The 25,271-nt window shown below is 37.1% G+C and carries 29 protein-coding genes and 1 pseudogene; 16 read left to right on the top strand and 14 right to left on the bottom strand.

The features are described 5' to 3' along the window. The first annotated feature begins 227 nt into the window (after window positions 1-227). Both FJR09_RS01210 and FJR09_RS01205 read left to right on the top strand, forming a co-directional pair. Entirely contained in the window at window positions 228-1,343 is a 1,116-nt protein-coding gene (locus tag FJR09_RS01210) for a cysteine synthase family protein (RefSeq protein WP_015080250.1), read from the top strand. Beyond that, complete coding sequence (locus tag FJR09_RS01205; RefSeq protein ID WP_015080249.1) at window positions 1,340-2,635, top strand: hypothetical protein; 1,296 nt, start codon at window positions 1,340-1,342, stop codon at window positions 2,633-2,635. The genes FJR09_RS01210 and FJR09_RS01205 overlap by 4 nt, the downstream gene beginning before the upstream one ends. Here FJR09_RS01205 and rppB read toward each other — a convergent pair. The 4 genes from rppB to FJR09_RS01185 form a co-directional block, all read right to left on the bottom strand. Continuing rightward, window positions 2,595-3,914, bottom strand: coding sequence for a two-component system sensor histidine kinase RppB (rppB, locus tag FJR09_RS01200; RefSeq protein WP_015080248.1), 1,320 nt, complete (start codon window positions 3,912-3,914; stop codon window positions 2,595-2,597). The two genes, FJR09_RS01205 and rppB, sit on opposite strands and share 41 nt — an antisense overlap. Before the next feature lie 112 nt (window positions 3,915-4,026). Next, the gene (gene rppA, locus FJR09_RS01195) at window positions 4,027-4,713 is read right to left on the bottom strand and encodes a two-component system response regulator RppA (protein ID WP_015080247.1); all 687 of its coding nucleotides are present in this window, start codon (window positions 4,711-4,713) and stop codon (window positions 4,027-4,029) included. Between the two features lie 124 nt (window positions 4,714-4,837). Beyond that, window positions 4,838-5,530: a DUF305 domain-containing protein gene (locus FJR09_RS01190; RefSeq protein WP_015080246.1), complete on the bottom strand. Its 693-nt coding sequence runs from the start codon at window positions 5,528-5,530 to the stop codon at window positions 4,838-4,840. Window positions 5,531-5,711: 181 nt separating this feature from the next. Next, window positions 5,712-6,581, bottom strand: a complete 870-nt coding sequence (locus FJR09_RS01185; protein WP_015080245.1) for a hypothetical protein — start codon at window positions 6,579-6,581, stop codon at window positions 5,712-5,714. Between the two features lie 82 nt (window positions 6,582-6,663). Between FJR09_RS01185 and FJR09_RS01180 the strand changes: the two genes are divergently transcribed. Next, a complete protein-coding gene (locus FJR09_RS01180) occupies window positions 6,664-7,563 on the top strand; it encodes a metallophosphoesterase (protein WP_015080244.1) in 900 nt (299 codons plus the stop codon). A 113-nt stretch (window positions 7,564-7,676) separates the two neighbouring features. On the opposite strand, the gene rpmB is transcribed toward FJR09_RS01180, so the two are convergent. After that, window positions 7,677-7,913 (bottom strand): 50S ribosomal protein L28, encoded by a 237-nt coding sequence (gene rpmB / locus FJR09_RS01175; protein WP_015080243.1) that lies wholly within the window; start codon window positions 7,911-7,913, stop codon window positions 7,677-7,679. A gap of 157 nt (window positions 7,914-8,070) precedes the next feature. Beyond that, on the bottom strand, window positions 8,071-10,038 hold the full coding sequence (gene htpG, locus FJR09_RS01170) for a molecular chaperone HtpG (protein WP_168653201.1): 1,968 nt from the start codon (window positions 10,036-10,038) through the stop codon (window positions 8,071-8,073). 235 nt (window positions 10,039-10,273) lie between these two features. Here htpG and FJR09_RS01165 point away from each other — a divergent pair, with 235 nt between their 5' ends. The 4 genes from FJR09_RS01165 (at window position 10,274) to FJR09_RS01150 (ending at window position 13,411) form a co-directional block, all read left to right on the top strand. Continuing rightward, the gene (locus FJR09_RS01165) at window positions 10,274-10,786 is read left to right on the top strand and encodes a hypothetical protein (protein WP_168653202.1); all 513 of its coding nucleotides are present in this window, start codon (window positions 10,274-10,276) and stop codon (window positions 10,784-10,786) included. A 250-nt stretch (window positions 10,787-11,036) separates the two neighbouring features. Continuing rightward, window positions 11,037-11,468 (top strand): DUF29 family protein, encoded by a 432-nt coding sequence (locus FJR09_RS01160; RefSeq protein WP_168653203.1) that lies wholly within the window; start codon window positions 11,037-11,039, stop codon window positions 11,466-11,468. Window positions 11,469-11,678: 210 nt separating this feature from the next. Then, window positions 11,679-11,930 carry a hypothetical protein gene (locus FJR09_RS01155; protein ID WP_174782896.1) on the top strand — a complete coding sequence of 84 codons (252 nt, stop codon included), beginning with the start codon at window positions 11,679-11,681 and terminating at the stop codon, window positions 11,928-11,930. Then, on the top strand, window positions 11,930-13,411 hold the full coding sequence (locus FJR09_RS01150) for a tetratricopeptide repeat protein (RefSeq protein ID WP_168654001.1): 1,482 nt from the start codon (window positions 11,930-11,932) through the stop codon (window positions 13,409-13,411). Before FJR09_RS01155 ends, FJR09_RS01150 begins: the two co-directional genes overlap by 1 nt. 628 nt (window positions 13,412-14,039) lie before the next feature. On the opposite strand, the gene FJR09_RS01145 is transcribed toward FJR09_RS01150, so the two are convergent. Further along, window positions 14,040-14,654, bottom strand: a complete 615-nt coding sequence (locus tag FJR09_RS01145; RefSeq protein WP_148760268.1) for a hypothetical protein — start codon at window positions 14,652-14,654, stop codon at window positions 14,040-14,042. A 174-nt stretch (window positions 14,655-14,828) separates the two neighbouring features. Between FJR09_RS01145 and FJR09_RS01140 the strand changes: the two genes are divergently transcribed. Both FJR09_RS01140 and FJR09_RS01135 read left to right on the top strand, forming a co-directional pair. After that, a complete protein-coding gene (locus tag FJR09_RS01140; RefSeq protein WP_168653221.1) occupies window positions 14,829-14,978 on the top strand; it encodes a DUF4351 domain-containing protein in 150 nt (49 codons plus the stop codon). A gap of 230 nt (window positions 14,979-15,208) precedes the next feature. Further along, window positions 15,209-15,571, top strand: a complete 363-nt coding sequence (locus tag FJR09_RS01135) for a hypothetical protein (protein WP_015080236.1) — start codon at window positions 15,209-15,211, stop codon at window positions 15,569-15,571. A gap of 156 nt (window positions 15,572-15,727) precedes the next feature. Here FJR09_RS01135 and FJR09_RS01130 read toward each other — a convergent pair whose 3' ends face one another. The 3 genes from FJR09_RS01130 to gloA all read right to left on the bottom strand — a co-directional run bounded on the left by FJR09_RS01130 (window position 15,728) and on the right by gloA (window position 19,491). Further along, window positions 15,728-16,357 (bottom strand): methyltransferase domain-containing protein, encoded by a 630-nt coding sequence (locus FJR09_RS01130; RefSeq protein WP_168653205.1) that lies wholly within the window; start codon window positions 16,355-16,357, stop codon window positions 15,728-15,730. Between the two features lie 30 nt (window positions 16,358-16,387). After that, entirely contained in the window at window positions 16,388-19,006 is a 2,619-nt protein-coding gene (clpB, locus tag FJR09_RS01125; protein ID WP_168653206.1) for an ATP-dependent chaperone ClpB, read from the bottom strand. A gap of 92 nt (window positions 19,007-19,098) precedes the next feature. After that, on the bottom strand, window positions 19,099-19,491 hold the full coding sequence (gloA, locus tag FJR09_RS01120) for a lactoylglutathione lyase (RefSeq protein WP_015080233.1): 393 nt from the start codon (window positions 19,489-19,491) through the stop codon (window positions 19,099-19,101). 173 nt (window positions 19,492-19,664) lie between these two features. On the opposite strand from gloA, the gene FJR09_RS01115 reads away from it, so the two are divergent. After that, on the top strand, window positions 19,665-20,249 hold the full coding sequence (locus FJR09_RS01115) for a Uma2 family endonuclease (RefSeq protein WP_168653207.1): 585 nt from the start codon (window positions 19,665-19,667) through the stop codon (window positions 20,247-20,249). Between the two features lie 376 nt (window positions 20,250-20,625). Then, window positions 20,626-20,805 (top strand): hypothetical protein, encoded by a 180-nt coding sequence (locus FJR09_RS01110; protein WP_041458002.1) that lies wholly within the window; start codon window positions 20,626-20,628, stop codon window positions 20,803-20,805. Window positions 20,806-20,838: 33 nt separating this feature from the next. On the opposite strand, the gene FJR09_RS01105 is transcribed toward FJR09_RS01110, so the two are convergent. Both FJR09_RS01105 and FJR09_RS01100 read right to left on the bottom strand, forming a co-directional pair. Further along, window positions 20,839-21,078 (bottom strand): type II toxin-antitoxin system RelE/ParE family toxin, encoded by a 240-nt coding sequence (locus tag FJR09_RS01105; RefSeq protein WP_256380206.1) that lies wholly within the window; start codon window positions 21,076-21,078, stop codon window positions 20,839-20,841. A gap of 19 nt (window positions 21,079-21,097) precedes the next feature. Further along, a complete protein-coding gene (locus FJR09_RS01100) occupies window positions 21,098-21,328 on the bottom strand; it encodes a hypothetical protein (protein WP_015080230.1) in 231 nt (76 codons plus the stop codon). Between the two features lie 211 nt (window positions 21,329-21,539). Between FJR09_RS01100 and eno (FJR09_RS01095) the strand changes: the two are divergent. The 4 genes and pseudogenes from eno (FJR09_RS01095) to FJR09_RS25685 all read left to right on the top strand — a co-directional run. Continuing rightward, window positions 21,540-21,982 (top strand): annotated as a pseudogene (gene eno, locus FJR09_RS01095) (phosphopyruvate hydratase); the annotation flags it as partial. 33 nt (window positions 21,983-22,015) lie between these two features. Further along, on the top strand, window positions 22,016-22,435 hold the full coding sequence (locus FJR09_RS01090) for an element excision factor XisH family protein (protein WP_027400758.1): 420 nt from the start codon (window positions 22,016-22,018) through the stop codon (window positions 22,433-22,435). After that, window positions 22,423-22,758 carry a XisI protein gene (locus tag FJR09_RS01085; protein WP_168653208.1) on the top strand — a complete coding sequence of 112 codons (336 nt, stop codon included), beginning with the start codon at window positions 22,423-22,425 and terminating at the stop codon, window positions 22,756-22,758. Before FJR09_RS01090 ends, FJR09_RS01085 begins: the two co-directional genes overlap by 13 nt. A 27-nt stretch (window positions 22,759-22,785) precedes the next feature. Next, the gene (locus tag FJR09_RS25685) at window positions 22,786-22,914 is read left to right on the top strand and encodes a hypothetical protein (protein WP_256369520.1); all 129 of its coding nucleotides are present in this window, start codon (window positions 22,786-22,788) and stop codon (window positions 22,912-22,914) included. 19 nt (window positions 22,915-22,933) lie between these two features. On the opposite strand, the gene FJR09_RS01080 is transcribed toward FJR09_RS25685, so the two are convergent. Continuing rightward, window positions 22,934-23,173 (bottom strand): hypothetical protein, encoded by a 240-nt coding sequence (locus FJR09_RS01080; protein WP_168653209.1) that lies wholly within the window; start codon window positions 23,171-23,173, stop codon window positions 22,934-22,936. Between the two features lie 113 nt (window positions 23,174-23,286). Further along, complete coding sequence (locus FJR09_RS01075; protein WP_217357027.1) at window positions 23,287-23,514, bottom strand: hypothetical protein; 228 nt, start codon at window positions 23,512-23,514, stop codon at window positions 23,287-23,289. A gap of 413 nt (window positions 23,515-23,927) precedes the next feature. Here FJR09_RS01075 and eno (FJR09_RS01070) point away from each other — a divergent pair, with 413 nt between their 5' ends. Next, on the top strand, window positions 23,928-25,217 hold the full coding sequence (eno, locus tag FJR09_RS01070; protein WP_168653210.1) for a phosphopyruvate hydratase: 1,290 nt from the start codon (window positions 23,928-23,930) through the stop codon (window positions 25,215-25,217). The last annotated feature ends 54 nt before the right edge of the window (window positions 25,218-25,271 follow it).

Raw genomic sequence — 25,271 nt, 5'->3', positions numbered from 1 at the left:
AGCTCAAATCTTTACCATATCTCGTTCCTAGACTCTGACTAGGAATGCAGTTGATGAGGCTCTGTCTCTAATCTTATTGAAGGCAGAGCCTTCTAGCCCACATTCCCAGCCAGAGACTGGGAACGAGATAACCCTCATTTCTCCGTGACCTCTGTGCCTCTGTGGTTCGTTATTCCCTGGCGTGTCTGATTTCATCTCTATTTCATCTAAGGTTGGCATCCTTAGAGATGAACAGTATTTGGTTATTAATGATGGTTACTTGCTCCCCAGAACTAACCCTGAAAACTAGCTTACCAGCATCACCGCTATTTGCCACGGTGACAGAAGCATTAGGTAAAGTTCCCATTGTCCGATTAAATCGAATTCACCCAAGTTGTGAAGATCATCATTTATATCTCAAACTAGAATCTTGTAATCCTGGTGGGAGTATTAAGGAAAAAAATGCGGCTTATCTGGTGAATGAAGCCGAAAAACAAGGTTTATTGCGCTCAGGTGGGACAATTGTTGAATCTAGTTCTGGTAACTTTGGGATTGGGTTAGCAATTGTAGGCGCAACTAAGGGATACAGGGTGATGATTGTGATTGATGCCAAAACCCCTGTAACAATGCGAAGAATGCTTACTGCTTATGGTGCAGAATTGGTAGAAGTGCCTTTGAGTGAGGCTGATAGTCAGGGTTCAATGCAGGTAGCAAGAATGGCAAAAGCCCAGGAATTAGCTGCAAATATTGCTGGTGCTTGGTATCCCTGTCAACATAAAAATCCTAGTAATACTGATGCCCATGCAATTTGGACAGCGCGGGAAATTGAAGCTGCTTTTGGCGGTGCGCCGGATGCTATAGTGATTGGAGTCAGTACAGCCGGACAGTTAGGCGGTATCAGTCGCTATTTTAAACGGTATTATCCCCAAACAAGAATTATCGGTGTAGATGTGGCAGGATCGGCAATTTTTGGGACTCCCAGACACCCCTATAAGATGACTGGACTGGGTTTATCTTTCGTTCCCCCCAATTTTGACCCGCAAATGTTAGACGCGGCTTATAGCGTGGATGATGGTTTGGCGTTTTCTGTTTGTCATGGTTTGGCTAAACAGGAAGGTATGCTTTTAGGTGCTTCCACTGGTGCAATTGTGGCTGCTGCTTTAGCAGATGCCCGAAGATTTACTAAACCCCAAACTATGTTACTACTTAATCCTGACCGGGGCGATCGCTATTTGGAAACAGTTTACAATGCCGATTGGTTAACAGCACAAAATATCAACATCCTTCAACATTCCCATCTCACCGCAGCAATTACTAATCTTCTACCTGTACCATTGGATATTGTTGGTAGGAGTCAAGAGTGAAATTACAAGAATCTCAATCAGTTAGTTTAGGGACTTTATGGCGGGAATTTTTGCCTTTATCCCTCAGTGATGTAACTATGGCCTGTGGTGATCCGATGATGACTACTACATTGGCTCATCTTCCTGATGCTCAAATTAACTTAGCGGCTGTAGGTATTGCTAAATCTTTGGCGATATTTTTTGAAAGTCCAATTATTATGATTTTGCACGCTGCTAATGCTTTAGCGGGTTCTCAAGATTCACGCAAGGCATTGTGGCGATTTACATTATTGGTAGGTGGAGGATTAACTTTTTTATTAAGTTTGTTGGGACTACCGATCATATTTAATTTTGTCGGTGTGAGTCTGTTGGGTATTCCCTCGGCAATGTTAGCTACAGTTAGTCAAGTATTATTACTAATGGGAGGTTGGCCATTTGCGATCGCTTGGCGGCGTTATTTTCAAGGACTATTAATTTATCATGGTCAGTCCGGTGCTGTGGCTAAAGCTAGTATTTGCAGGTTATTGACTTTAGCCGTAATCCTCACATTCGGGTTTTTCTACCAACTATCTGGGGGCGTAATTGCTGGCTTGGGACTTATGGGCGGGGTGATAGTCGAGGCTATCGTTGTGACAATTTTTGCCCGTCGCAGTGGGGCAATTTTACCACCACAAATAGAACAACCTAATTTACCCCGCAATTTAGCACAGGTATGGAAATTCTATCTCCCCCTAGCTAATTCGATGATGGTGGTTTGGGGCGGAAGGGCGATATTAATTAGCATTCTTGCCCGCGCTGAAGATTCGACAATTGCTATTGCTGCTTGGTCTGCGGCTTGGGGATTAGTTCTGGTAATTGCCAATTCTACCCGGATGGTACAGCAAATGGTGATTAAATATCGTCATCAAGTGAGCGATAAGCAATTACTGACTTTTGCTATGAGTGTGGGTGCTGCTTGTTCCAGCCTACTATTATTAATGAGTGTAACACCTATCGGCGATCGCATTGTCCAAAGTTTTATCGGCAATGATCTTACCTTAGCTAAAAGTATTAAACCTGTACTTTTGATTTGTGCAATTGTGCCATTATTTGTGGCCTTACAGAATGCAATTCAGGGGTTTTTAGTCAGTGAAAATCGGACAGGTCATGTGAATCTATCTACATGGTTGGGAACAGGAACTTTATTAATAATTTCCACTTTTGCTATTAACAAAGGTATGAATGGCGCAATGGCCGCTGCTATTGCCATGATTACATCTATGTTAGTTGAAATTAGCTGTTTACTTTGGAAAAGAGTGGCAAAATTACAGTAAATGTACTGCCATTATTTACATCACTTTGTACTTCTAATTTGCCTTTGTGATTTTGGACAATTGCTAAAGCGATCGCTAAACCTAATCCAGATCCTCCTGTATGACGAGAACGATCTGCATGAACTCGATAAAAGCGATTAAAAATGTGGGGAATATCTGAAGTAGGAATACCAATACCTGTATCTTTGATAGTAATTAAACCTTGATGATCATTAGTTGTCAGATTAATTTTTACTTCCCCAGATTCAGGAGTGTATTTAATAGCATTACTAACTAAATTCAACAACATTCGATAAATTTGACCTTCATTACCTTGAATATAGAAATAAGATTCAATCGGAATATTACTAGATAATAAAACTTGGGCATTCATGGCTACTGGCATTAATTCTTCTTCCACATCTGCCACTAAATCATTTAAACAAATTTCCTGCCATTTTGCTTCTTGTAAACCACTTTCTACCCTAGACAATAATAACAAATCCTGGGTTAAAGTTACTAATCTTTTGATTTGTCTCTCCAAAGCTTTTTGAGTTTCTTGATTAATTGAATTTGTTTCGACAATTGTTTGTAAAGATGTAATCGGAGTTCTTAATTCATGGGCTGCGTCAGCCGTAAATTTTTGTAATTGTTGATAGGATTTTTCAATTGGTCGCATAGCTAAACCTGCTAACCACCAACCAGCACCACCAATTAAGATCATAGAAAAGGGAACACCCAATCCTAATAACCAATGTAGACTATTCATATAGTCATTTAATCGTTGTATAGATCGCCCTACTTGTAAGTATCCCCACAATTGATTCCCTTTGATTTTTAAGGGCATTAAATGTAAATGATATAGTTCACCATTGCGATTTTGAATATCGTAAGAATGATGAATTTGTAGATTAGGAGGAAACTCATCGGGATTATTACCAATAGCTGCAATTACTTCTCCTGATAGTGTTAAAAACCGGAGATAATATCCTTCTGATAATAAACCCAGTAACTCTGATTCTGATTTAATTGGTAAACAAGATTTTTGTTTAAAACAAATTCCTGGCAAAGATTTCTGAGTTGTAATAGATAATTCTCCAGGAACTTTTAACTCTGTCTTTAATTTATCCTCAAATACCTTGCCAAAAACTTCTAACTCTCGATCAACAGTGCGAGTAAAAGCTTGAATCATCACAATATGAGCAACATAACCACATATTAATAAAGTTGCACCCATCACACCAGCATAGGTAAAGGCTAATTTTAACCGAGAATTATTAAAGATTGAATTATTATTCATCTAATTTGATATTTTGTAAATATAAGATCCCCGACTTCTTTTTTTATCTTGTTAATAAATTATCAATTAATGTCAGAAGTCGGGGATCTCAACCCTGGTAACACACCATCCATTATCCACAAAAACGATAACCAAAACCTCGCATAGTTTCAATAGCTTTAGGAAAACCACATTCTAATAATTTGCGTCTTAGTAATCTCACTTGTGCAGCCACAACATTACTCACTGTATCACTTTCAAAATCCCACAATCTAGCGCGAATTTGTTCATGAGTTAGGATTTGTTGAGGATGCTGCATTAAATATTCTAGTAGTTGAAATTCTTTGGCTGTAAGGATAATTGGTAAAGAAGGTTCTAATCCTAAATTCACAACTGAAAAATTACTATAATCTAACATTAATGAACCTATTTGTAATTGCGGTGGTTGGAAATTTGGTAATCTTCTTTGTAATGCCCTTACCCGTGCCAATAATTCTGCCATCCCAAAAGGTTTAACAAGATAATCATCAGCACCCGCATCTAAACCCGTAACCCGATCATTCATGCTATCTCTAGCTGTTAATAGCATAATTGGTAATTGATTTTTTTGCCCTCTTAATCTTTGACATAATTCCAATCCTGATAACTTGGGTAACATCCAATCTAAAATTGCAATTTCATACCTTTGTGGTACTGTATTCAGATAATCCCAAGCCGTTTGTCCATCTTCAACCCAATCTACTATATAATCACGCTGGGTAAGAGCATGATGAATACTAGTTCCTAAATCATGTTCATCTTCAACTAATAATAACCGCATATATAAAAGGTATATTTAATAATACTAATTATTAGGGTGAATCAGATATGAAACTTTATCAAATTTACCTCAATTATCGAGTCGAAAACACCCTAAAATTTTCGAGTCCGGTTTTCACAATGTTTTACAGAGGCTGGGACTTATACCAATTTTGATACCATTGTTCCATCTGCCTAATTTCCGCTGTTTGACTTTTAATGATAGACTTGGCTAAATTACGGATTTGTGGTTTGGTAGTTTTTTTAGCAATCATCTGCGACATTTGTACAGCCATCCGATGATGAGGAATCATTTGACGGATAAATTCTTGGTCAAAATCTGGTGCATTTTTTAATGTTTCTAAATCCATATTCATGCACTGCATTTTGCAATTCATCGGCATTTTCATCATGTCTGGGTTCATCTGTTGTCCCATATTTCCATGATTTGCCATCATTCCTTGATCAGTCATAGCCATTACAGGTACTTCTTTACCGTACCATTTCTTATACCAGGTTCGCAGTTGTTCAATTTCGCTGGTTTGATCTTTTTTAATAGCAACCGCGAGGTTCTTAATTTCTGGATGTTGTGCGCGAGTGAATGCGATATCAGCCATTTCTACTGCTTGCTGATGGTGTGGAATCATCATTTCGATAAAATGCTGATCTGTTTGCATCATCATCCCTTTTTTGGGGGGATTAGCTTGTTTAGATGAATGATGAGAACTGTGTTCAGAATTGGGACTTTGTGCTTGTGTGTTACTGACGAGTAATAATCCACTCACAGCACTACTACTTACTAACCCAATCAAACCATAAATTAAATTTTTGCTTTTCATAACTTGTTTTTCTTTGAGAATATGAAGATTTAATAGTAAAAGTCATCAAACCTAACTATTGCAAATACTTTCACCCAGTTATGTGTTTAACTGTAATTATAGCTTTTCATGGCAGTATGAAATCAAGATGAAATGTTTTGTGATATTAACATTTCTTAATAAAACAAACATCTATCAAATTTCAGCGGTTAAAAATTATCATTTCATTACCCACCACTGGACTCCGGGCAATTATTTTCTCTTGAAAATCAACAACTTCTAAATGGATAAAATTCAGTTCTTGAGAACGTTGTAATATTTCCGCAGCTAGTTTATCCTGTTGGGATTTTTCCAGGTTATACCAAATATCACTAATTTTCACAGTTAAATCACTAGTACGGAAATTAGCTTGAAGAGGTTTTATGAGTTGAGAAATAATATTTTTGTCTTTGGTATTCTTAACAGAAACGCTAATTTCTGAAAACTGATTTTCAATTGCTGCTAGTAAAGCTTGTTCAGGTGTTAATTCAACAACTGGAATTGGAGTTGGTTCAGTTTCTATAACTGGAGTTGGTATTGCTTCCGGTTCTATAACTGGAGTTGGTATTGCTTCCGGTTCGACAACTGGAGTTGGTATTACTTCCGGTTCGACAACTGGGGTTGGTATTACTTCCGGTTCTATAACTGATTTTGGGGGGATAACTTCCTCTACTGGGGGAACAGTTGCAACTTCAGCAGATTTAGGAATAAATGTAAATGTACTTATCCCTATTGTCACCACAAAAATTACAGCAAAAATTCCTGTCAGCACCGTATCTGATACATTGTTAGATATATTTGATGGTAAAAATAAGCGGAATGTCCTTAAAAATCCATCCCAACGCGATAAAAAATTAGTTTTTTTCTGAGTATCAGCGGGTGTTTCTGTCTCCAGTTTCACTACTGTAGTTTCTAAAACACCAATTGTTCCCCGCAAAACTTGGATAATTGTCGTTTTCCAAATTGGTTGATTTTTTTGATAAAGTATAGCTGCGGGTTCATTTCTTGATTTTCTACGTTTTTCTCCTGACATGGAACTTTTACCCAAATTAGTAAATCAAAAACAGAGAAAACATATTTTGACTATAATCAATTATTGTGACATTTAATGAATTATGAATATTAACCGCCGTCAATTTTTGTTTTTAAGTGGAATCAGCACCATAGGATCTGGATTTTTGGGTGGGAAATTATTAAATACAAATTCTCTCATAGAATCAGCAATAGCCGCTAAACCAGTCAAAAAAGATTTATTATTGCGTTTTGTCTCCGTTGCTGATACGGGAACTGGCACAAAAGGACAATATGCTGTAGCTAATGCTATGAATTTTTATCATCAGCAAAATCCTTATAATTTGGTGATTTTAGCTGGTGATAACATCTATAATAATGGGGAAATTGAGAAAATAAATGAAGTTTTTGAACGTCCCTATCAAGCTTTACTAAAAAATGGTGTCAAGTTTCATGCTTGTTTAGGTAATCATGATATTCGCACTGATAATGGTGTTCCCCAAGTTAAATATCCTGGTTTTAATATGCAGGGACGTTATTACACATTTAGTCAAAATAAAGTTCAGTTTTTTGCTTTAGATACTAATGGTAATGCTGATTGGAAAAATCAATTAATTTGGTTAGATCAAGAATTAAGTCTGAGTAAAGCCCCTTGGAAAGTTGTTTTTGGTCATCATCCTATTTATTCATCTGGTCATTATGGGAATAATAAAAGTTTTATTAAAACCTTTACTCCTTTGTTTAAAAAATACAATGTTCAGCTTTATATCAATGGTCATGAACATAATTATGAACGAACTCGCGCTATTAATGGAACTACCTATTTAATCTGTGGCGCTGGTGCCGGTAATCGTCCGGTTGGCCGTTCTCAATGGACAGAATATTCAACCAGTGATTTGAGTTTTGCGGCCTATGATGTGTATGCAGATAGAATGGAAGTGAGTGCTATTGGTACTAATAATCGCGTTTTTGATCGGGGTGTAATTAAGTTAAAAAGTGTTTAATGAAAGGAGTCAGGAGTCAGGAGTCAGGAGTTAGAAAGAAGAAAGAAAAGAAGTATAATCAAAAAACTTTTCCTTCCCCTGTTTCCTGTTCCCTGTTCCCTATTCCCTGCTATTTAGTAATGGTTGAGGTTGATTCCTGCTTCTTTTGCCATTGCGTCTAAACCTTTGAATTCTAAGGTTTTGATAGCTTTGGTGGAAAGTTTCAATTTCACCCAACGGTTACCAGCAGCCCACCAAACCCGCTTGTTTTGCAGATTAACGTGTTGTAGACGGTTGGTGTGACGGTTGGAGTGGGAAACGGAACAAGCGTTATTGGCTTTTTTACCAGTTAGTTGACAACGACGGGACATAATAAGTATCTCCTAGAGTGTTATTTAAAGACAACCTTCCTATTATATCTGCAAACCAGGCTAGATGACTGGAAATCATTGAAAAAGGTAATGAGCAAAATATGTAGTAGAGACGTTTCATGAAACGTCTCTACATTGAAATAATCGAGAGTAATTTCTATTTGCTGGCTTGTTCTGTTAGCTTGGTGAGTACGTCATTAGAACGTTCGACAAAGGATTTCATCCCATCTGCATCAAAGCCTTTTTGCGATATAAGTGCCAAATCATAAACGTGCTGACACATCATATTAACTAATTGACTGGATGGGGATTCACCATCACCTTGAATAATACTGCCTTGACTGAGATTAACCAAGTTTTGAATTAACGGGTGAGCAGTATTTACTAGTAAAATATGTTCTTCGGGAAATTCAGCGTTTTGTTGCTGCATCATAGCACTCATTTCTCGCATCCGCCGGAGAAATTCGGGTAATAATACCATTGCTGGTGGTGTTCCCTGTGGGTCATCTGATTTTAAGGACTCGGTGCGGATGTTGAGTTTTGGCTTGTTGAGGGCTTTCTCAAATAGTTCTTTAATGACTTCTCCTTTGGTCTTGTTGGTGGTGGGGTCAACAATTTCGCTGGTTTTGTCATCGAGGAGGGTATTATCGAGGTCAGAGTCTACCCGTGTAAATTTAACATCCCGATATTCTTGTTCTAGGAAGTTAATGAAGTGGGTATCAATGAAGGAGTCCATAAAGAGGACTTCTAAACCTTGATTTTTGTGCAGTTCTATGTATGTGGATTGAGTAGCTGCATCGGTGCTGTAGAATACCTTGTTTTCGTGACGTTCTTTGTTCCGTTCTAAGTATTCTTTCAGGGTGGTGTAGGGGATGCTAGTCGCGTTTGCTGGGGTAACATCTTGCCAAACATCACCATCGGTAGATTGAACTTCAACGGCTGCGGTGTCGGCTACAGGGGCTTCTAATTTGGCTGTACTGCGGAAGATGATGATGTCTTCAACTTGTTTTTTGAATTTATCATCGTTGAGAACGCCAAATTTCACGAATGTTCCCAAGTCTTTCCAGGCTGTTACGTATTGTTCGCGGTTATCGCGGTATAATTCTTTGAGTCTATCGCCGACTTTTTTGGCGATATAATCTCCTATTCTCTTAATAGTGCGATCGCCTTGTAATGCACTTCGAGAAACGTTCAAAGGTATATCAGTGCTATCAATCACGCCCCGCATGGGCATTAAAAACTGGGGAATAATTTCCTCACAGTTATCACTGACAAACACCTGATTGCAGAATAATTTAATTTGTCCTTTGGTAACATCTACATCAGGACGCATTTTCGGGAAATACAAAATCCCGTTAATCACAAAGGGATAATCTGTATTCAAATGCACCCACAGCAAGGGTTCTTCTTGGAAAGGATACAAATAGCGGTAAAACTCTAAATAATCTTCCTCTTTAAGATTACTGGGAGATTCACGCCATGCAGCTTGTTGTTTATTTAAAACTTCCCCATCCATTTTAATGGGAACTGACATGAAATCGCAGTAAGTCTTGACAAGATTCCTAATTCGTGCTGGTTCGAGAAACTCCTCTTCTTCTCCTTCCAATGTGAGAATAATTGTAGTTCCACGAGTGGTGCGAGGAGATTCATCTAAAACAAATTTGGGTGAACCATCACAACTCCAACGCACAGCTTGTGCGCCTTCTTGATAGGAAAGAGTATCAATCTCTACTTGCTTCGCTACCATGAAGGAAGAGTAGAAACCTAAACCGAAATGACCGATAATAGGTTGATCTGCCTTACCTTCATACTTGTGAATAAATTCTTCAGCACTAGAGAAAGCAACTTGGTTAATATATTTTTTGACTTCCTCTGCGGTCATTCCAATGCCATTATCAGCTATTGAGAGGGTTTTGTTGTCTTTATCAATGCTAATGGTAATTTCTGGTTCACCAATTTCCCCATTGTATTCCCCAGCACGGGATACCATGTTTAACTTTTGGATAGCGTCTACTGCGTTGGATACCAGTTCCCGCAAGAAGATTTGATGATCTGAGTAGAGAGACTTCTTGATAATCGGGAAAATATTATCGGTATGAATACTGATATTGCCTTGTTCTAACATAGTTATCCGTCGGTTTTACTTGCAGATATATTTTATGAAAATCAATTTTCCGTGATTTTATCGCTTTTGGGGTCAGGAATACCTCTTCATTATGATTCGGATTACACTACCAAGGGACTGGGGATTAGGAAATAAAGTTTATAGGTGTGATTTTTGCAGGTTAGTAAACATGAAAGATACTGATAAGTTATATTATGCAAAAATGAGAAATCACACATTATAAATCAAATAGAATATGTCAAAATTTGAACAAGCTGTAACCGCAGTAAAAGCCACTATAAAGCTAGGATCTATCCCTGTGGATGTTTATCAAATGCCGGATGGTAGTTATAAACTATACGTTGAATCAATTACTTCTGCTATTGGTAAACCTAATAATGACTTACGAAGTTTTTTGTCAGGAAAATCCCCACAAGCTTTGCCATACAAGAATAAAAACTTATTAAAAGGACTAGAGGTAGAAGAATATGGTGGCTATATCAAATCTGTACCTGTAGAACTAGCTACAGCATACTGGCTCTACCATACTATCAGAGGTAATCTAATAGCACAGGGGATTGTCCAAGCTGCACTGGTAGAATCAATTGAACGACGAGCAGATACAGCCTTTAAATTTAAACGCACAGAGGAAGAATACAACCAAAAATTTGGTGAAAGATTAGAACCGTTTTTAGCTGAGAGCAGAAAAGAAATTCAGGAAAGAAGATTACCAGCAGATGATCTGTACTTGCCACCTGGCATCAACTAATTATATCAATGAAATTATACTACTTAGCATATAGGGGTTTGGCAGAGTTATAGAGAAATGAAACATAATATAATGATGCCGAACCTTTTTATTTGCAATCTTTAAATATAATTTCCTAGTGTTTAGTTATCAAAAGACAACTTTCGCTATTAGTAAGGAACTTGAGTTCCTTGCGGGGTGAGGAATTTTATCTAACCCATATTGGGGTAGAAGTTTTAAAGTGAGAAATTTAATTCAGGAGGTTTGAGTTATGGAAGAATTACTAGAACTTCAACAATTGCTGATTAATGGCAATATTCCTGGTGCATTGCTGCTAGTTGAAGAGATGACTGAAATGAGCAAAGATGATAAACTGAATAAGATTTTTAGTTTTGGCAAAATTATTCTTCTGCATCTAATTAAGCAAGCTGCGGAAAACCGAACAACTAGATCATGGAATTTGTCTATTGCTAATGCAGTGAAAGAAATTCAACGCACAAACAAACGTCGTAAATCTGGGGGAATGTACTTTACAACTGAAGAATTGCGAGAAACCCTAGAAGATGCCTATGAGTTGTCATTAAATGGTGCAGCCAAAGAAGCATTTGAAGGTAAATATGAAACTGAAGAATTAGCAGCAATGGTAGATAAAGAAATGATATTACAACAGGCTATTGCTTTAATCTTAGAAAATGTCATATAGACAACAATAATTTTCTCGTTCCTATTTCTCGTCTTCTCGTTCCCATACTCTGTATGGGAATGAATCTAGAAGTCTCTGACTTCAATAATATCAGAGGCAGAGCCTCGATGATGGCATTCCCAGTCTGAGATTGGGAACGAGATAAAATGTTGTAGTTTAGTATTAGTAGAGTTAAGAAAAAAAGCCAGAAAGCTAGAACCGATTGATGATGTGCAAATTGATGCGACAATTTTGCAGCAAGCACTTGATATTTTGCGAAATGATATGACAATTACTTTGAGCAAAACTGACCGGGAGATTTTACAACAAACATATACGAATTATCGCCCTGATGATCCTAAACAGCAAGAATTTCTTGATTTGCTCCACAATGTTTATGTGATTGAATATAGAAATGCTGAGAGTTGGTATGATCTTCATCCTCTTGTAATTCAACAGTTAAAGTTAGAAGAGTTAATTTAATGAACACCTTAACCAATGAATCCATTATCAAAGCAAATGAACAGACTTATATAAGTTTGTTAGTTTCAATTGAAGCTGGCATTGGGATGTTACAGATTTTCATTGCTGTGTGTGATGCAGATCGTCAGCGTGAAAATATTATAGCTAATTATGAAAAAGAATTAGCATATATTGACAATATTTATCGAGTTTATCTTGATAGTCAAGAACCTAGTTTAAAGCAAGCTATCACACAACAAGTTACATTAAAAGAAAATGCCATAGCCACAGTATTAGGTGCAGAAAAATTAGGATCATTCAATCAAGATGAATTGTTGAAAAAGTTTTTTGGTTATTTGCAATGGACGCGAGAAGCATTGCGAGAACTAAAAATGCCGATTATTTTATGGATACCATCACGCATTTATGCTCAAATTGCCAAGCAAGCACCTGATTTCTGGAGTTGGCGTAATGGTGTATTTCATTTTCAGCTTGAACCGTCTTTAGTGACAAATGAGTTATTAATCAATTGCAATTCTGAGGTAATTCTAGATAATCAAGCAAGTTCGATTTTTTCCCCAGAACAATTAGAAGCATCTTTAGCTGAAGCGATTAACCAATGGGGAGCAAATAGTAGCAAACTAGAAACTCTCTATAGCCAGCTAGGTAATTTGTATGCTGCAAGAGTAAAATCAGGAAAATCAGCAGATAGAGAAAGGGAATTAGCACTAGCTCAAAAATATTTGAATCAAGCAATAGTTTTACAAACTCAATTTCAACAACAAGATGCTCTTGCAAATAGTCTAAATAATTTGGCAGGATTGTATGAGTCTCAAGGACGTTACAACGATGCTGAACCTCTTTATTTGCAATCTTTAGATATCAGAAAACACCAATTAGGTGATGATCATCCCTTTGTTGCTTCCAGTCTAAATAATTTGGCAGGATTGTATGAGTCTCAAGGACGTTACAACGATGCTGAACCTCTTTATTTGCAATCTTTAGATATCAGAAAACACCAATTAGGTGATGATCATCCCGATGTTGCTACCAGTCTAAATAATTTGGCAGGATTGTATGAATCTCAAGGACGCTATAATGATGCTGAACTTCTTTTTTTACAATCTTTAGATATCAAAAAACGCCAACTTGGTGATGATCATCCTTCCGTCGCTTCTAGTCTCAATAATTTGGCAGCATTATATAGAGTTCAAGGAAAGTACAATGATGCTGAACCTCTTTTTTTACAATCTTTAGATATCTATAAACGCCAACTTGGTGATGACCATCCTTCCGTCGCTTCTAGTCTCAATAATTTGGCAGGATTGTATGAATCTCAAGGACGCTATAATGATGCTGAACTTCTTTTTTTACAATCTTTAGATATCAAAAAACGCCAACTTGGTGATGACCATCCTTCCGTCGCTACTAGTCTTAATAATTTAGCAGCATTGTATGAATCTCAAGGAAAGTACAATGATGCTGAAAGGTTAGTTCAATAAGCAGACTTTCCCGAACTAAATACAAAAACAGCATTATCCTTGCTATAAATGATAGAAAGCAATCCTGAGCTATTGTCATCTATTCGAGAGTCTTTGCAACAACAAACAGAAGTATCTGATGGCAATACATAAAAACAGGTTTGTAATGCAATCATGAAATTGTCTGAATCAGGATATCCAGGATTTAAGGATTTACAGGATTGTAAGTGTCAAAATGCTTGGTAAATTACTAAAATCCTGAATAAGCTTATGCTTGAGTTAAATAAATATAGACAAAATAACCCTTTGCTCCTTTGCGACTTTGCGCGAAAAAAACCATCAACCAATACACCAAAACAATAAAACATTAACTCCCGAAAAAAGGTAATAAACCTATTGACATCTCATTTAAAATATGTTATCCTGAACTTGATAAGGAAGAACCATTTTGCAAATAGACAAAATAACCCTTTGCTCCTTTGCGACTTTGCGCGAAAAAAATCATCAACCAATACACCAAAACAATAAAACATTAACTCCCGAAAAAAGGTAATAAACTTATTGACATCTCATTTAAAATATGTTATCCTGAACTTGACAAGGAAGAACCATCTTAAATAATTTTTAAAATGAAGTAGTATAAAAATCATTAAGATTCCAAAATTTCCACTAAAATTCGTAATAAATCCTCCAAGTCAGCCGGAACACGATATAAATCAAGGTCTTGAGTTACTGTACGAGACAGACGATCAAATTGCCCAAACTGCCAAATATTGCCTGTAGAAACTGCACCGTGTAAAATATTCTTGTCTGATTCAATCCATTGATCAAGAGCAATTAGTTCAATTGCTAATTGCAAAAAACCTTTTTCTAAGTCTTCATTTTTAGCTTCAACAACTAGAAAAACTTGGCAATTTTGCATTAAATAATCTAAAGAACCTTTTAATTGATTATTAACAACAATCGGATATTCAATATTAAGCGTAGCTTGAGTATAGTGCAGTACGTCCGTTAAAACTGGAGCAATAAGAAATTCCCTTCTGGCCATTTCACTAGTCAAACTAAGACGAGGTAAAACTTCTTCAATACGTGCTTTTAGATCAGTTAAACGATCAAAAGTATGAGTAGATTGAGGTAATTTTAAAGAGCGACGTTGAAGAGAAACATTAAAATAAGCTAAAATATCTTGTGGAGCAAAGTTAAGTTTAAAATAATCAGCAAAAGTATAAGACTGTTCTGGATTAATGATGTTTGTTTTTGGCATTTTATTTTTAGTACCTGTTTATTGTATAGTAATTTAAGGATTGTTTTTATTTGTAGTCTTACTTAATTATAGTTTTTATTTTATGATTTAATACCTGTTATTGTAAACTTAATCAACAAAATCTATCTTCAGAATCTAAATAGAACCAATTGTGACCCGCTTTATCCATGACCAATTCGCCGATTTGGTGAAATTAAATTATCATTAATCGAGCAAATTCAATCATTGTCTATAGAACAACTGGAAAATTTAGCAGATGCTTTGTTAGATTTTTCACAAGTTGCTGATTTAGAAACCTGGTTAAAGCAACAGAAACCACAATAAACAGATAGCTGATGACTTAATGTTAACAATGCTAAAAAGATTAAATTGTAATTTTAAACCATTGTCATCTATTCTTTAAGCATTGCATAAAAAACAAAAATATTAGATATCAATACATAAGCATTGTTTAGCAATCCAAATCTACTCAAATAAAAAATCTAAATAACGTATTGCCATAAATACACATTGTATAGTAAACTGATACAAATATTTTTAACAACAAAGTTATCATGCCAGCTCCAGATACTAGTCGCCGCATCACCCCTAGCAACCTCCAGCAAGATATAGATTCTTACAACGGACTCAAAGCCGTAACTGGTTATACCACTGCTCGTGTAGCAGCCACACCAGAAGCATTACAAAAAGCTTATGCAGAAATGGTGACAAGACAACAAGAAGAAACCGAAAAACAAGCATTATTTAAAGCCTCCGCAGATGCAGCCAAACAAGCAGAATGGGAGTTCCATAATGCTGTTTTAGCCATGAAAGAAGCAGTAAAAGGTCAATTTGGTTCAGATAGTGATGCAGCCCAAGCAGTAGGTTTCAAGAAGAAATCAGAACGGAAACGTCCCACCAAAAAGAAAACCGAGTAGGATATTCTCATGATCTTATACCATTTCTTTATGAAGCTGCGTTGAATTTTGTAACCTTGTCTTTTCCTCCTCTGTGTTCTCTGTGCCTCTGTGGTTCGTTCCTTTCTAAATTTGGGGCATCTTTATACAGAATTGGTATTAGACAAGCGATCGCACTTATATTTTTTCTAAGATCAAAAAGTAGTGATATGGGAAAGTAGGATCAACATATTCTTCCCTCACTATCAAACCAGCTTTAGCAACAGATTCCAAAAACCGCTTTTTGGGATATCCTTTCAATCCCAATTCCCAATAATGTTCATCACAAAGTGGTGTTGTACTCCAAAATTGGGGAATTTCCCAGAGTAAATGTCTGGCTTTAAGTAGAAAAGAAGTTTTGATTTGCAATGATAGATATTCAGTAGCATTGGGAATCGAAATCACCAAATATTTCTTAGTAATTGCGGCGAGTTTTTGCAATGCTAATTCAGATTTTTCATAAGGAAAATGTTCTAATACCTGAAACAGAACAATTGCATCAAACTTATCTTTTGGTAGTATAAAGTCCGCCGTCAAATCCAACATTATATCTGGTTTGAGACTAGGATCAATATCCGCCGTAGTTACATTATAATTACTTTGTCGGAGTATTTCTGTAAGCAAAGAATTAAAAATACCAATTTCTAGAACATTTTTAACTTGACTACCCAAGGAAAACAATAACCGCGACTGATGATGATAACTAATAAATCTTTCCTTGGAAAGATATTGCGAACTTGTAATCCCTAAAGAAGAAATCAATTCCATAGAAAGCCCCCTATTTACTAATGAAAATGCTTAAAGTTTTTTACTAAAACTTAACCCAGTTTCAACCTTATCAATGATGATAGTATCACCAGAAACAAAAGTATTTTCCAGTAACTTCGTAGCCAGAGGATTTTCTACCTCGCGTTGAATTGACCGTTTTAATGGACGTGCGCCATAAACTGGATCATAACCAGCTTCCACAAGATGATCACAAGCGGACTGGGATATCTCGAAAGAGATTTTCTGTTCTTTGAGCAGATTTTCCACCCGTTTGAGTTGAATACGGATAATATGCCCCATTTCTGAACGATTAAGAGCGTGGAAAAGAATTAAGTCATCTATGCGGTTGAGAAATTCGGGACGGAAGTGACTTCGCAAACCTTCCATCACCTTATTACGCATCAAATCATACTTAGAATCATCCCCAGATACATCCAAAATATGTTCACTGCCGATGTTGCTAGTCATGACTATGACAGTATTCCGAAAATCTACAGCCCGTCCTTGGGAATCAGTAACTCTACCATCATCTAAAACTTGCAACAAGATATTAAATACATCGGGGTGGGCTTTTTCCACTTCATCTAACAGCACCACCGAGTAAGGATGTCTGCGAATCGCTTCGGAAAGTTGTCCCCCTTCTTCATAACCCACATATCCGGGAGGCGCACCCACAAGGCGGGAAACTGAATGTTTTTCCATGTACTCGGACATATCCAAACGCACCAAAGCATCATCCGAATCAAAGAGAAATTGAGCTAAGGCGCGGGCGAGTTCGGTTTTACCCACGCCAGTTGGTCCCATAAACAAGAATGAACCAATAGGACGTGAGGGGTCTTTCATCCCCGCACGGGCGCGACGGATAGCCGCAGAGACGGCGGAAACGGCTTCTTCTTGACCAATTACCCGTTCATGCAAATGACTTTCTAATTGCAGTAATTTTTGCCGTTCTGATTCCAAAAGGCGATTTACAGGGATTCCTGTCCATTTAGCGACAATTTCGGCAATATCGGCTTCGGTGACCTGTTCGCGCAACAAAGTCGAACCTTGGGTTTGCATTTCTAAAAGTTTCGCTTCTTTAACTTCTCGTTCTCGTTGCACACCTTCTAACTTACCGTACTTCAATTGAGCGGCTTTGTTTAAATCATAGTCTCGTTCTGCTTGTTCAATTTGCACCCGCATGGCATCTTCTTCTTTCTTTAACCCGCTGATAGATTCTAAAATCTGCTTTTCCCCTTGCCATTGTTCATTAAATATTTGCTGTTTAACTGTTAAACTGGCAATTTCTTGTTCAATTCGTTCTAATCGTTCTCTAGTTGGAGAAATACTCTGTTCTTCTCCAGATAATGACAGCTTTTCCATTTCTAGCTGCATTAAGCGCCGGTCAATGGTTTCTAATTCCGCAGGTTTGGATGTAATCTCCATTTTTAATTTCGCTGCGGCTTCATCAACTAGGTCAATAGCTTTGTCTGGTAGAAATCTATCAGCAATGTAACGCGCTGATAAAGTTGCGGCAGCCACTAAAGCGGAATCGGAAATTTTGACGTTATGATGCACTTCATAACGCCCTTTCAAACCTCGCAAAATCGAAATTGTATTTTCTACTGTTGGTTGATCTACATATACTTGTTGAAAACGTCTTTCTAATGCTGCATCTTTTTCAATAAATTTGCGATATTCATCTAAGGTAGTTGCCCCAATACAACGCAATTCACCCCGCGCCAACATAGGTTTAAGCAAATTTCCGGCATCCATTGACCCTTGTTGATTAGAACCAGCCCCAACAACGGTATGCAGTTCATCAATAAATAAAACTACTTGCCCGTTTGATTCCGTAACTTCACGGAGGACATTTTTTAAACGGTCTTCAAATTCACCTCTGTATTTTGCTCCTGCAATCAAACTACCGATATCCAAGGAAATCAATTGGCGATTCTTTAAAGACTCAGGAACGTCGCCATTTACCATTCTTTGGGCTAATGCTTCAGCGATCGCAGTTTTGCCAACTCCTGGCTCACCAATTAACACAGGGTTATTTTTACTACGTCGAGACAATACCTGAATTACCCGGCGAATTTCATCATCTCTCCCAATCACAGGATCTAATTTTCCTGCTTTGGCTTGTTCTGTCAAATCTCGTCCAAATCTTTTTAAAGCTTCCTCTTGCACATCCGCTTCTGCTTTTGGAGATGCTTTGATTTTGGGAGTAGCGCGAACAGATTTAACCCCAAGTTCTACTTGAGCAATATCTATATTTAAGCTTTTAAATAATCTTCTACCAACCCGTTCATCATTACCAAACGCTAAAATTATATGCCCTTCTGAGATTTCCTCCTCTCTCATTTTGGCTCTAATTTCATCGGCTTTATCTAAAAGTAAATCTAAATTTCGCCCCAGGTAAAGTTGATCACTTTTTCCAACCTTGGGTTGACGTTGGGTAAAAGCCTCTAGTTGTTGTTTGAATCGGACTGAATCAACTTCCGCACGGGTGAGAATGGCTGTAGCTAGGCTGGTAGGTTCTTCTAAAAGGGCGAGAATTAAATGTTCAACTTCTAATTGTTGTTGTTTATAAGCACGAACCACGTCTTGGGATTTTGTTACCGCTTCCCAGGCTGTATCAGTAAATTTATCAGGATCTGTAGGCTGCATTTGTAAAATTTTAGATTTTAGACTTGTAATTTAAGTTTAGGGGGGAATTGGGTAATGGATAAAGAAGTTATCTTCCTACCCTCTACCCTAAATTATTCTGGAGTTTTTAATTGAATCAATTCAACTTTATAACCATCTGGATCTTCCACAAAAGCAATTACCGTTGAACCATGTTTCATTGGTCCTGGTTCTCGGACTACTTTACCACCCAGTTGTCCAATGGTCTCACAGGTAGCGTAAATATTATGCACACCCAAGGCGATATGACCATAGGCACTACCTAAATCATACTTTTCTACGCCCCAGTTGTGGGTGAGTTCTAAAACTGAATGATCACTTTCTTCTCCATAACCGACAAAAGCCAGGGTAAATTCTCCCGCTGGATAATCTTTCCGACGGAGTAACTTCATTCCCAGTACATCACAGTAAAATGTTAAGGACTCTTCTAAATTACCTACCCGCAGCATTGTATGTAGTAATCGCATATTTACCCTTTATTCAATTCTTATATTTTATATCTTATATCTGATCAGGAATTTTCACGATACTTGCGTTTAATCCTGCTTTTGATTGCCAAATCGTTGATAATTCTATCTTGACCAATTTCAGCAAGAGATTGTGATAAAATTGATTTTAATTTCAGATGGAGGAAATAATTATGATTTCATCACCTTTGATATTACATTTTCCCTCATCAATGCAAATGACAGATGAAGAATTTTTTGATTTCTGTCAAGAAAACCGTGATTTACGCATTGAGAGGAATGAATTCGGAAATATATTAATTATGCCACCTGTTGATTCAGAAACGGGAAATCGAGAATTTCATATTATTGGACAGTTAGCAATTTGGTCAGATGAAAATGGTTCAGGAATTGGCTTTTCTTCCAGTGCGGGATTTACACTTTCCACAGGTGCAATACGTTCTCCTGATGCTTCCTGTATGAAGTTAGCAAGATGGAATCAACTTACACCTGCACAACAACAGAAATTTGCACCTATTTGTCCTGATTTTGTCATTGAATTAAGGTCAAATTCTGATAATTTGCAGCCTTTAAAAGAGAAAATGCAGGAATATATGCAAGAACCAGGAATCCAATTAGGGTTATTAATTGACCGCAAAAATCGCCGAGTTTATATTTATCGTCCTGGACAAATAGAAGAGTGTTTAGAAAATCCTGACACTGTGAGTTTTGAATCTGTTTTACCAGGGTTTGTTTTGAATATGGGGAAAATTTGGTAGTAATTAAATTGATAACAATGCTTGGGATTGGCTTATATCATAGCATTTTTCAGAATTATATATCAACGCGATAGGGGTTTTTTCTGCATCTAATTTTCTAATCGGATTGAATAATTTGGCTACAGCTTCTTTACTGCTTTATCATCGGTTTTATAACTTAAAGAAGATGAAGAAGATGGAACTGAATTCTCAAAATTAGAACTTGGTACAGATGTTGTTTTTCCTCCTAGTCTCTGACGTACAGACCTGACAGTAATTACTTGTTCTGCTGTAATCGCACTTATACCTAATTGATAATCTGGAAAATATTTTTGCTAGTGGTCAATTTGCAGGAAGTTATCAAAATGAATATAAAAATTATCAAAATTTTTTCACAATGATAACAGAAGTTGAACATCAAAGTAGTTTAATTTTAATCACTCAAGAAAAATGTGCAGATATGGACTTTGAAGATGAAGAATTATCTCACATTCAATATTTACTGAAAACAGTTGTCCAAGAAAAAGTTTTATTTAATTTATCTGCTGTATTTAAAGAGTATTTACAAATGAGATAAGTTACGGTGGGAAGGGACGAATATTTATTGCAACTACTCATAAACTTTACTTCGATGTGCAATCAGCAAAATAGTTACCAGCTTTGAATTATCATCAATTTCATAAATCACTCGATAGTCACCCACTCGATAACGATAATAACCTGAGAATTCACCTTTCAGTGCTTTTATATTAGGATAATTACGCGGCTCAATCTTTAAAATTTCAAAACATCTGTCTAACTTCTTTTGTAAAGTAGCAGAAGCAGATTCAAAAAAATCTTGAGCATCAATGCCAATAACAACCGTATAGTTAATATTTTCGTTTAAGTTGATTAACAGAAATTACCTTACCTTCTTTAACATTTTCTTTCGCTTTAGCAAAATCTTCTTTAAATCCTTGAATTTTCAATAACTCTTCAGTAGCATCATTATCTTGTTTATCTGCCAAATACGCCAAAAAATCAACAGCCACTAATAATCTTTCTGGTGACAGTTTATCAACATATTCTTGAATTTGTTGACGAATTTCTACTGTATTCATAAATAATCTTTGCTATTTTCTGAAAATTATAACATACAAAAATGTAGAAATATATGTCAGAATCAGGGATCATTGTCACCCGTCGTGATTGGAAATCTTCTTTAATGTCAGCCGATTTTCCCCCAGAAACACATAAACTAGCGATTGGGTTATTAGTAAACTGTAAAGGTTAAACCCTGACGACATACTCAAAATCAAGGACAAACCACGAATGACTAAATTTCTAGACACCGCTATTGAAGCCATTATCTCCCGCGAAATCCTTGACTCACGGGGAAGACCTACCCTAGAAGCAGAAGTACATTTAGCTGGTGGTGCAGTGGGACTCGCACAAGTTCCTAGCGGGGCTTCTACAGGCACATTTGAGGTATTTCTTTAGCAGCAGCCAAAGCAGGTGCAGTAGCTTTGGATATTCCTCTCTATCGCTATTTGGGTGGACTTTTGGCGAATTTATTGCCAGTCCCCTTAATGAACGTGATCAATGGTGGAGCGCACGCATCTAATAACGTTGATTTTCAAGAGTTTATGATTGTTCCTATCGGTGCGCCTTCTTTTAAAGAAGCATTGCGTTGGGGTGCGGAAGTATTTGCCACTCTCAGCAAGGTGTTAGATGATAAAGGTTTGCTGACAGGTGTGGGTGATGAAGGTGGTTTTTGTTAAGCTAAAGTTAATATTTTTGATTTAGTAATGCCACAGTACGATTTATATCACAATCAAGTTAAAAATGCTCTAACCAAAGATGGATGGGTAATTACAGATGATCCCTTTATACTAGAATATAAAGGCTTGCGTTTATATGCTGATTTAGGAGCAGAAAAGTTATTTGCTGCTCAGAAAATGCAGCAAAAGATTGTGATTGAGATAAAAGTTTTTAATAGTCCTTCTTTAATTACAGAATTAGAAAAAACATTAGGACAATATAATATTTATGTTAGTTTAATAAAAAGAATCAATCCAGAACGTAAATTATATTTAGCGATTCCTGAAGCTGCTTATCAAGACTTTTTTCTTAAACCAGCTATTCAAGATATTTTAAGTGATCAACAGCAGATTAATTACATTATTTTCGATCCAATTCAGGAGGTAATTGTACAATGGATAAGTTAGAAAAATACAGAAGAATTATAATTAGTATTGTTGGAAATCACGCTAAGTATAAACCTAGTCATGGAAAAATTGAGGCTTTATGTATTTGTGATCAAGAATCTGATAATTATTTGTTAATGGATACAGGTTGGGATAAAACAGGTAGAGTTCATGCAGTGGTGTTTCATTTGCGAATTATTGATGGGAAAATCTGCATTGAATGGGATGGTACGGAAAGGGGTATAACTGCGGAATTATTGGAATTAGGAGTAGGAAAGGATGATATTATTTTAGGGTTTATTCGTCCTGAATATCGGCAGTTTACAGATTTTTCTGTGGCTTAGAACACAGCCATTACTACGGTGCGTCAGATGTCAAAAATCAGTTCATCTGCAAATTTCACGGTTTATCTGCAAATGCCATACCGCAATTGGGACAATGAATATCAAAGCTACTCCAAACAGATGTTTTATGATAGTCCCAATAATAGCCATGTTTAAATAGTTGTGTATGACACTTTCAGCAATAGTTTATGTGTGTTTGATGTCGACAAGTTCTACAGTCTGCTGTGTATTTTTCTGCCCCTTGTTTTGGGTGAAGATTTACGCTGGTACTACCACAATTCAAACAAAATAAATCATTAGTAGGTTTTGGATCTATTGTATTTCCAGTTTTTGCATTTTTATTACTTTCTAAAAGATACTCAAAAGCCATTCCAATTAATTTTTTTAGGTTATCTGTAAAATTTTGTTTGTGCATAATATATCCATATTTGTGAAATGGAAATGTAGGTTCAAATATGATTCCTTCGGTGAGCTAGGCACATCACCCTCTTGAACAAGAGCGATCGCTTTAAATCCACAAGATACAGATTAGGAGAAAGTTAATAAACAAATTCCTAACACCATAATTGCACTACCGAACAACCTTGTTCTGATGTTTTTTTCCTTAAATATCAGATAACCGAATCCTACACCCATCAATAGGCTAGTTTGTCTGACAGCAACAGAATTAGCTGCTACCGTTAACCCTACAGCAGTTACATGACACCACATATCTACTGCTTTCAAACTTCCCAATAAAACCCAGGGGAAACGCATCTAAATCTTATTGACAAAATACCGATTTAGGAATATCTGTCTGAATCAGGATGTCCAGGATGTGAGGATTTACAGAATTTTGTACATAAATATTAAAAATGGCAATTTATGTATTCAAAACAAGCAAACTATCAATAAAGAATCCTGTACATTCTTTAATCCTAGAAATCCTGATTCTGACAAAATAAAGTATCAATAAATAATCCTGTACATCCTTTAATCCTAAAAATCCTGATTCTGACAAATTCCATGTTTCCTTCCATACTCAGCGAGCATTATCACCCGTCACGATTGGAAATCTTCTTTAATGTCAGCCGATTTTCCCCCAGAAACACATAAACTAGCGATTGGGTTATTAGTAAACTGTAAAGGTTAACCCTGACGACATACTCAAAATCAAGGACAAACCACGAATGACTAAATTTCTAGACACCGCTATTGAAGCCATTGTCTCCCGCGAAATCCTCGACTCACGGGGAAGACCTACACTAGAAGCGGAAGTACATTTAGCTGGTGGTGCAGTCGGACTCGCACAAGTTCCTAGCGGGGCTTCTACAGGCACATTTGAAGCCCATGAACTGCGGGATGGGGATAAAAGCCGTTATGGTGGTAAAGGAGTCCTCACGGCGGTAAAAAACGCCAATGAGATATTAGCACCCAAATTATTAGGGTTGGATGTCCTCAACCAAGAATTGTTAGACCGGACAATGATTGCTACAGACGGTTCACCTAACAAATCTAATTTAGGCGCAAATGCCATTTTAGGTATTTCCTTAGCAGCAGCCAAAGCAGGTGCAGCAGCTTTAGATATTCCTCTCTATCGCTATTTGGGTGGACCTTTGGCAAATTTATTGCCAGTCCCCTTAATGAATGTGATCAATGGTGGAGCGCACGCAGCCAATAACGTAGACTTTCAAGAGTTTATGATTGTTCCTATCGGTGCGCCTTCTTTTAAAGAAGCTTTGCGTTGGGGTGCGGAAGTGTTTGCAACTCTCAGCAAAGTGTTAGATGATAAAGGTTTGCTGACTGGTGTGGGTGATGAAGGTGGTTTTGCACCTAACCTAGAATCTAACCAAGTGGCTTTAGAATTGTTGGTAGCTGCAATTAAACAAGCTGGTTACAAACCCGGTGAAGAAGTAGCTTTAGCCTTAGACGTGGCTGCAAGTGAATTTTACAAAAATGGACAATATGTTTATGATGGTAAACCCCATAGTCCTGTTGAGTTTATTGATTATTTAGGTCAGTTGGTTGACCAATATCCCATTGTATCTATTGAAGATGGTTTACATGAGGAAGATTGGCAAAGTTGGCAATTACTAACTCAGAAAATCGGCTCAAAAGTACAATTAGTGGGTGATGATTTATTTGTAACTAACGCTACCCGCTTACAAAAAGGTATCCAAGAAAAAGCCGCTAACTCAATCTTGATTAAATTGAATCAAATCGGTTCTCTAACTGAAACTTTGGAAACCATTGATTTAGCCACTCGCAACGGTTTCCGTTCAGTAATTAGCCATCGTTCTGGTGAAACTGAAGATACAACAATTGCTGATTTAGCTGTAGCTACTCGCGCCGGTCAAATTAAAACCGGTTCTCTGTGTCGCAGTGAACGGGTAGCAAAATACAATCGCCTCCTCCGCATTGAGCATGAATTAGGCGATCGCGCCGTCTATGCTGGTACTGTTGGTTTAGGACCGAAATAGGTGACAGGTGACAGGTGACAGGTGACAGTGAAGAAAGCAGGGGAAGCAGGGGAA

This window comes from Dolichospermum sp. UHCC 0406 (genome assembly GCF_009712025.1).
In the GTDB taxonomy this organism is placed as follows: domain Bacteria; phylum Cyanobacteriota; class Cyanobacteriia; order Cyanobacteriales; family Nostocaceae; genus Dolichospermum; species Dolichospermum lemmermannii.
The sequence above is the reverse complement of the archived record's forward strand: the minus strand, read 5'-3'. Positions and strand labels throughout refer to the sequence as shown.

Bases quoted from the DNA above. Each gene is read 5' to 3' on its own strand.
- FJR09_RS01075 (WP_217357027.1), bottom strand. From the start codon at position 23,514: ATGCGTTTCCCCTGGGTTTTATTGGGAAGTTTGAAAGCAGTAGATATG.
- FJR09_RS01090 (WP_027400758.1), top strand. From the start codon at position 22,016: ATGCCACAGTACGATTTATATCACAATCAAGTTAAAAATGCTCTAACC.
- FJR09_RS01100 (WP_015080230.1), bottom strand. From the start codon at position 21,328: ATGAATACAGTAGAAATTCGTCAACAAATTCAAGAATATGTTGATAAA.
- FJR09_RS01150 (WP_168654001.1), top strand. From the start codon at position 11,930: ATGAACACCTTAACCAATGAATCCATTATCAAAGCAAATGAACAGACT.
- FJR09_RS01085 (WP_168653208.1), top strand. From the start codon at position 22,423: ATGGATAAGTTAGAAAAATACAGAAGAATTATAATTAGTATTGTTGGA.
- FJR09_RS01115 (WP_168653207.1), top strand. From the start codon at position 19,665: ATGATTTCATCACCTTTGATATTACATTTTCCCTCATCAATGCAAATG.
- clpB (WP_168653206.1), bottom strand. From the start codon at position 19,006: ATGCAGCCTACAGATCCTGATAAATTTACTGATACAGCCTGGGAAGCG.
- FJR09_RS01165 (WP_168653202.1), top strand. From the start codon at position 10,274: ATGTCAAAATTTGAACAAGCTGTAACCGCAGTAAAAGCCACTATAAAG.
- rpmB (WP_015080243.1), bottom strand. From the start codon at position 7,913: ATGTCCCGTCGTTGTCAACTAACTGGTAAAAAAGCCAATAACGCTTGT.
- htpG (WP_168653201.1), bottom strand. From the start codon at position 10,038: ATGTTAGAACAAGGCAATATCAGTATTCATACCGATAATATTTTCCCG.
- FJR09_RS01130 (WP_168653205.1), bottom strand. From the start codon at position 16,357: ATGGAATTGATTTCTTCTTTAGGGATTACAAGTTCGCAATATCTTTCC.
- FJR09_RS01185 (WP_015080245.1), bottom strand. From the start codon at position 6,581: ATGTCAGGAGAAAAACGTAGAAAATCAAGAAATGAACCCGCAGCTATA.
- FJR09_RS01210 (WP_015080250.1), top strand. From the start codon at position 228: ATGAACAGTATTTGGTTATTAATGATGGTTACTTGCTCCCCAGAACTA.
- rppB (WP_015080248.1), bottom strand. From the start codon at position 3,914: ATGAATAATAATTCAATCTTTAATAATTCTCGGTTAAAATTAGCCTTT.
- gloA (WP_015080233.1), bottom strand. From the start codon at position 19,491: ATGCGATTACTACATACAATGCTGCGGGTAGGTAATTTAGAAGAGTCC.
- FJR09_RS25685 (WP_256369520.1), top strand. From the start codon at position 22,786: ATGTCAAAAATCAGTTCATCTGCAAATTTCACGGTTTATCTGCAAATG.
- rppA (WP_015080247.1), bottom strand. From the start codon at position 4,713: ATGCGGTTATTATTAGTTGAAGATGAACATGATTTAGGAACTAGTATT.
- FJR09_RS01180 (WP_015080244.1), top strand. From the start codon at position 6,664: ATGAATATTAACCGCCGTCAATTTTTGTTTTTAAGTGGAATCAGCACC.
- eno (WP_168653210.1), top strand. From the start codon at position 23,928: ATGACTAAATTTCTAGACACCGCTATTGAAGCCATTGTCTCCCGCGAA.
- FJR09_RS01135 (WP_015080236.1), top strand. From the start codon at position 15,209: ATGCCAGCTCCAGATACTAGTCGCCGCATCACCCCTAGCAACCTCCAG.
- FJR09_RS01145 (WP_148760268.1), bottom strand. From the start codon at position 14,654: ATGCCAAAAACAAACATCATTAATCCAGAACAGTCTTATACTTTTGCT.
- FJR09_RS01080 (WP_168653209.1), bottom strand. From the start codon at position 23,173: ATGCACAAACAAAATTTTACAGATAACCTAAAAAAATTAATTGGAATG.
- FJR09_RS01160 (WP_168653203.1), top strand. From the start codon at position 11,037: ATGGAAGAATTACTAGAACTTCAACAATTGCTGATTAATGGCAATATT.
- FJR09_RS01190 (WP_015080246.1), bottom strand. From the start codon at position 5,530: ATGAAAAGCAAAAATTTAATTTATGGTTTGATTGGGTTAGTAAGTAGT.
- FJR09_RS01110 (WP_041458002.1), top strand. From the start codon at position 20,626: ATGATAACAGAAGTTGAACATCAAAGTAGTTTAATTTTAATCACTCAA.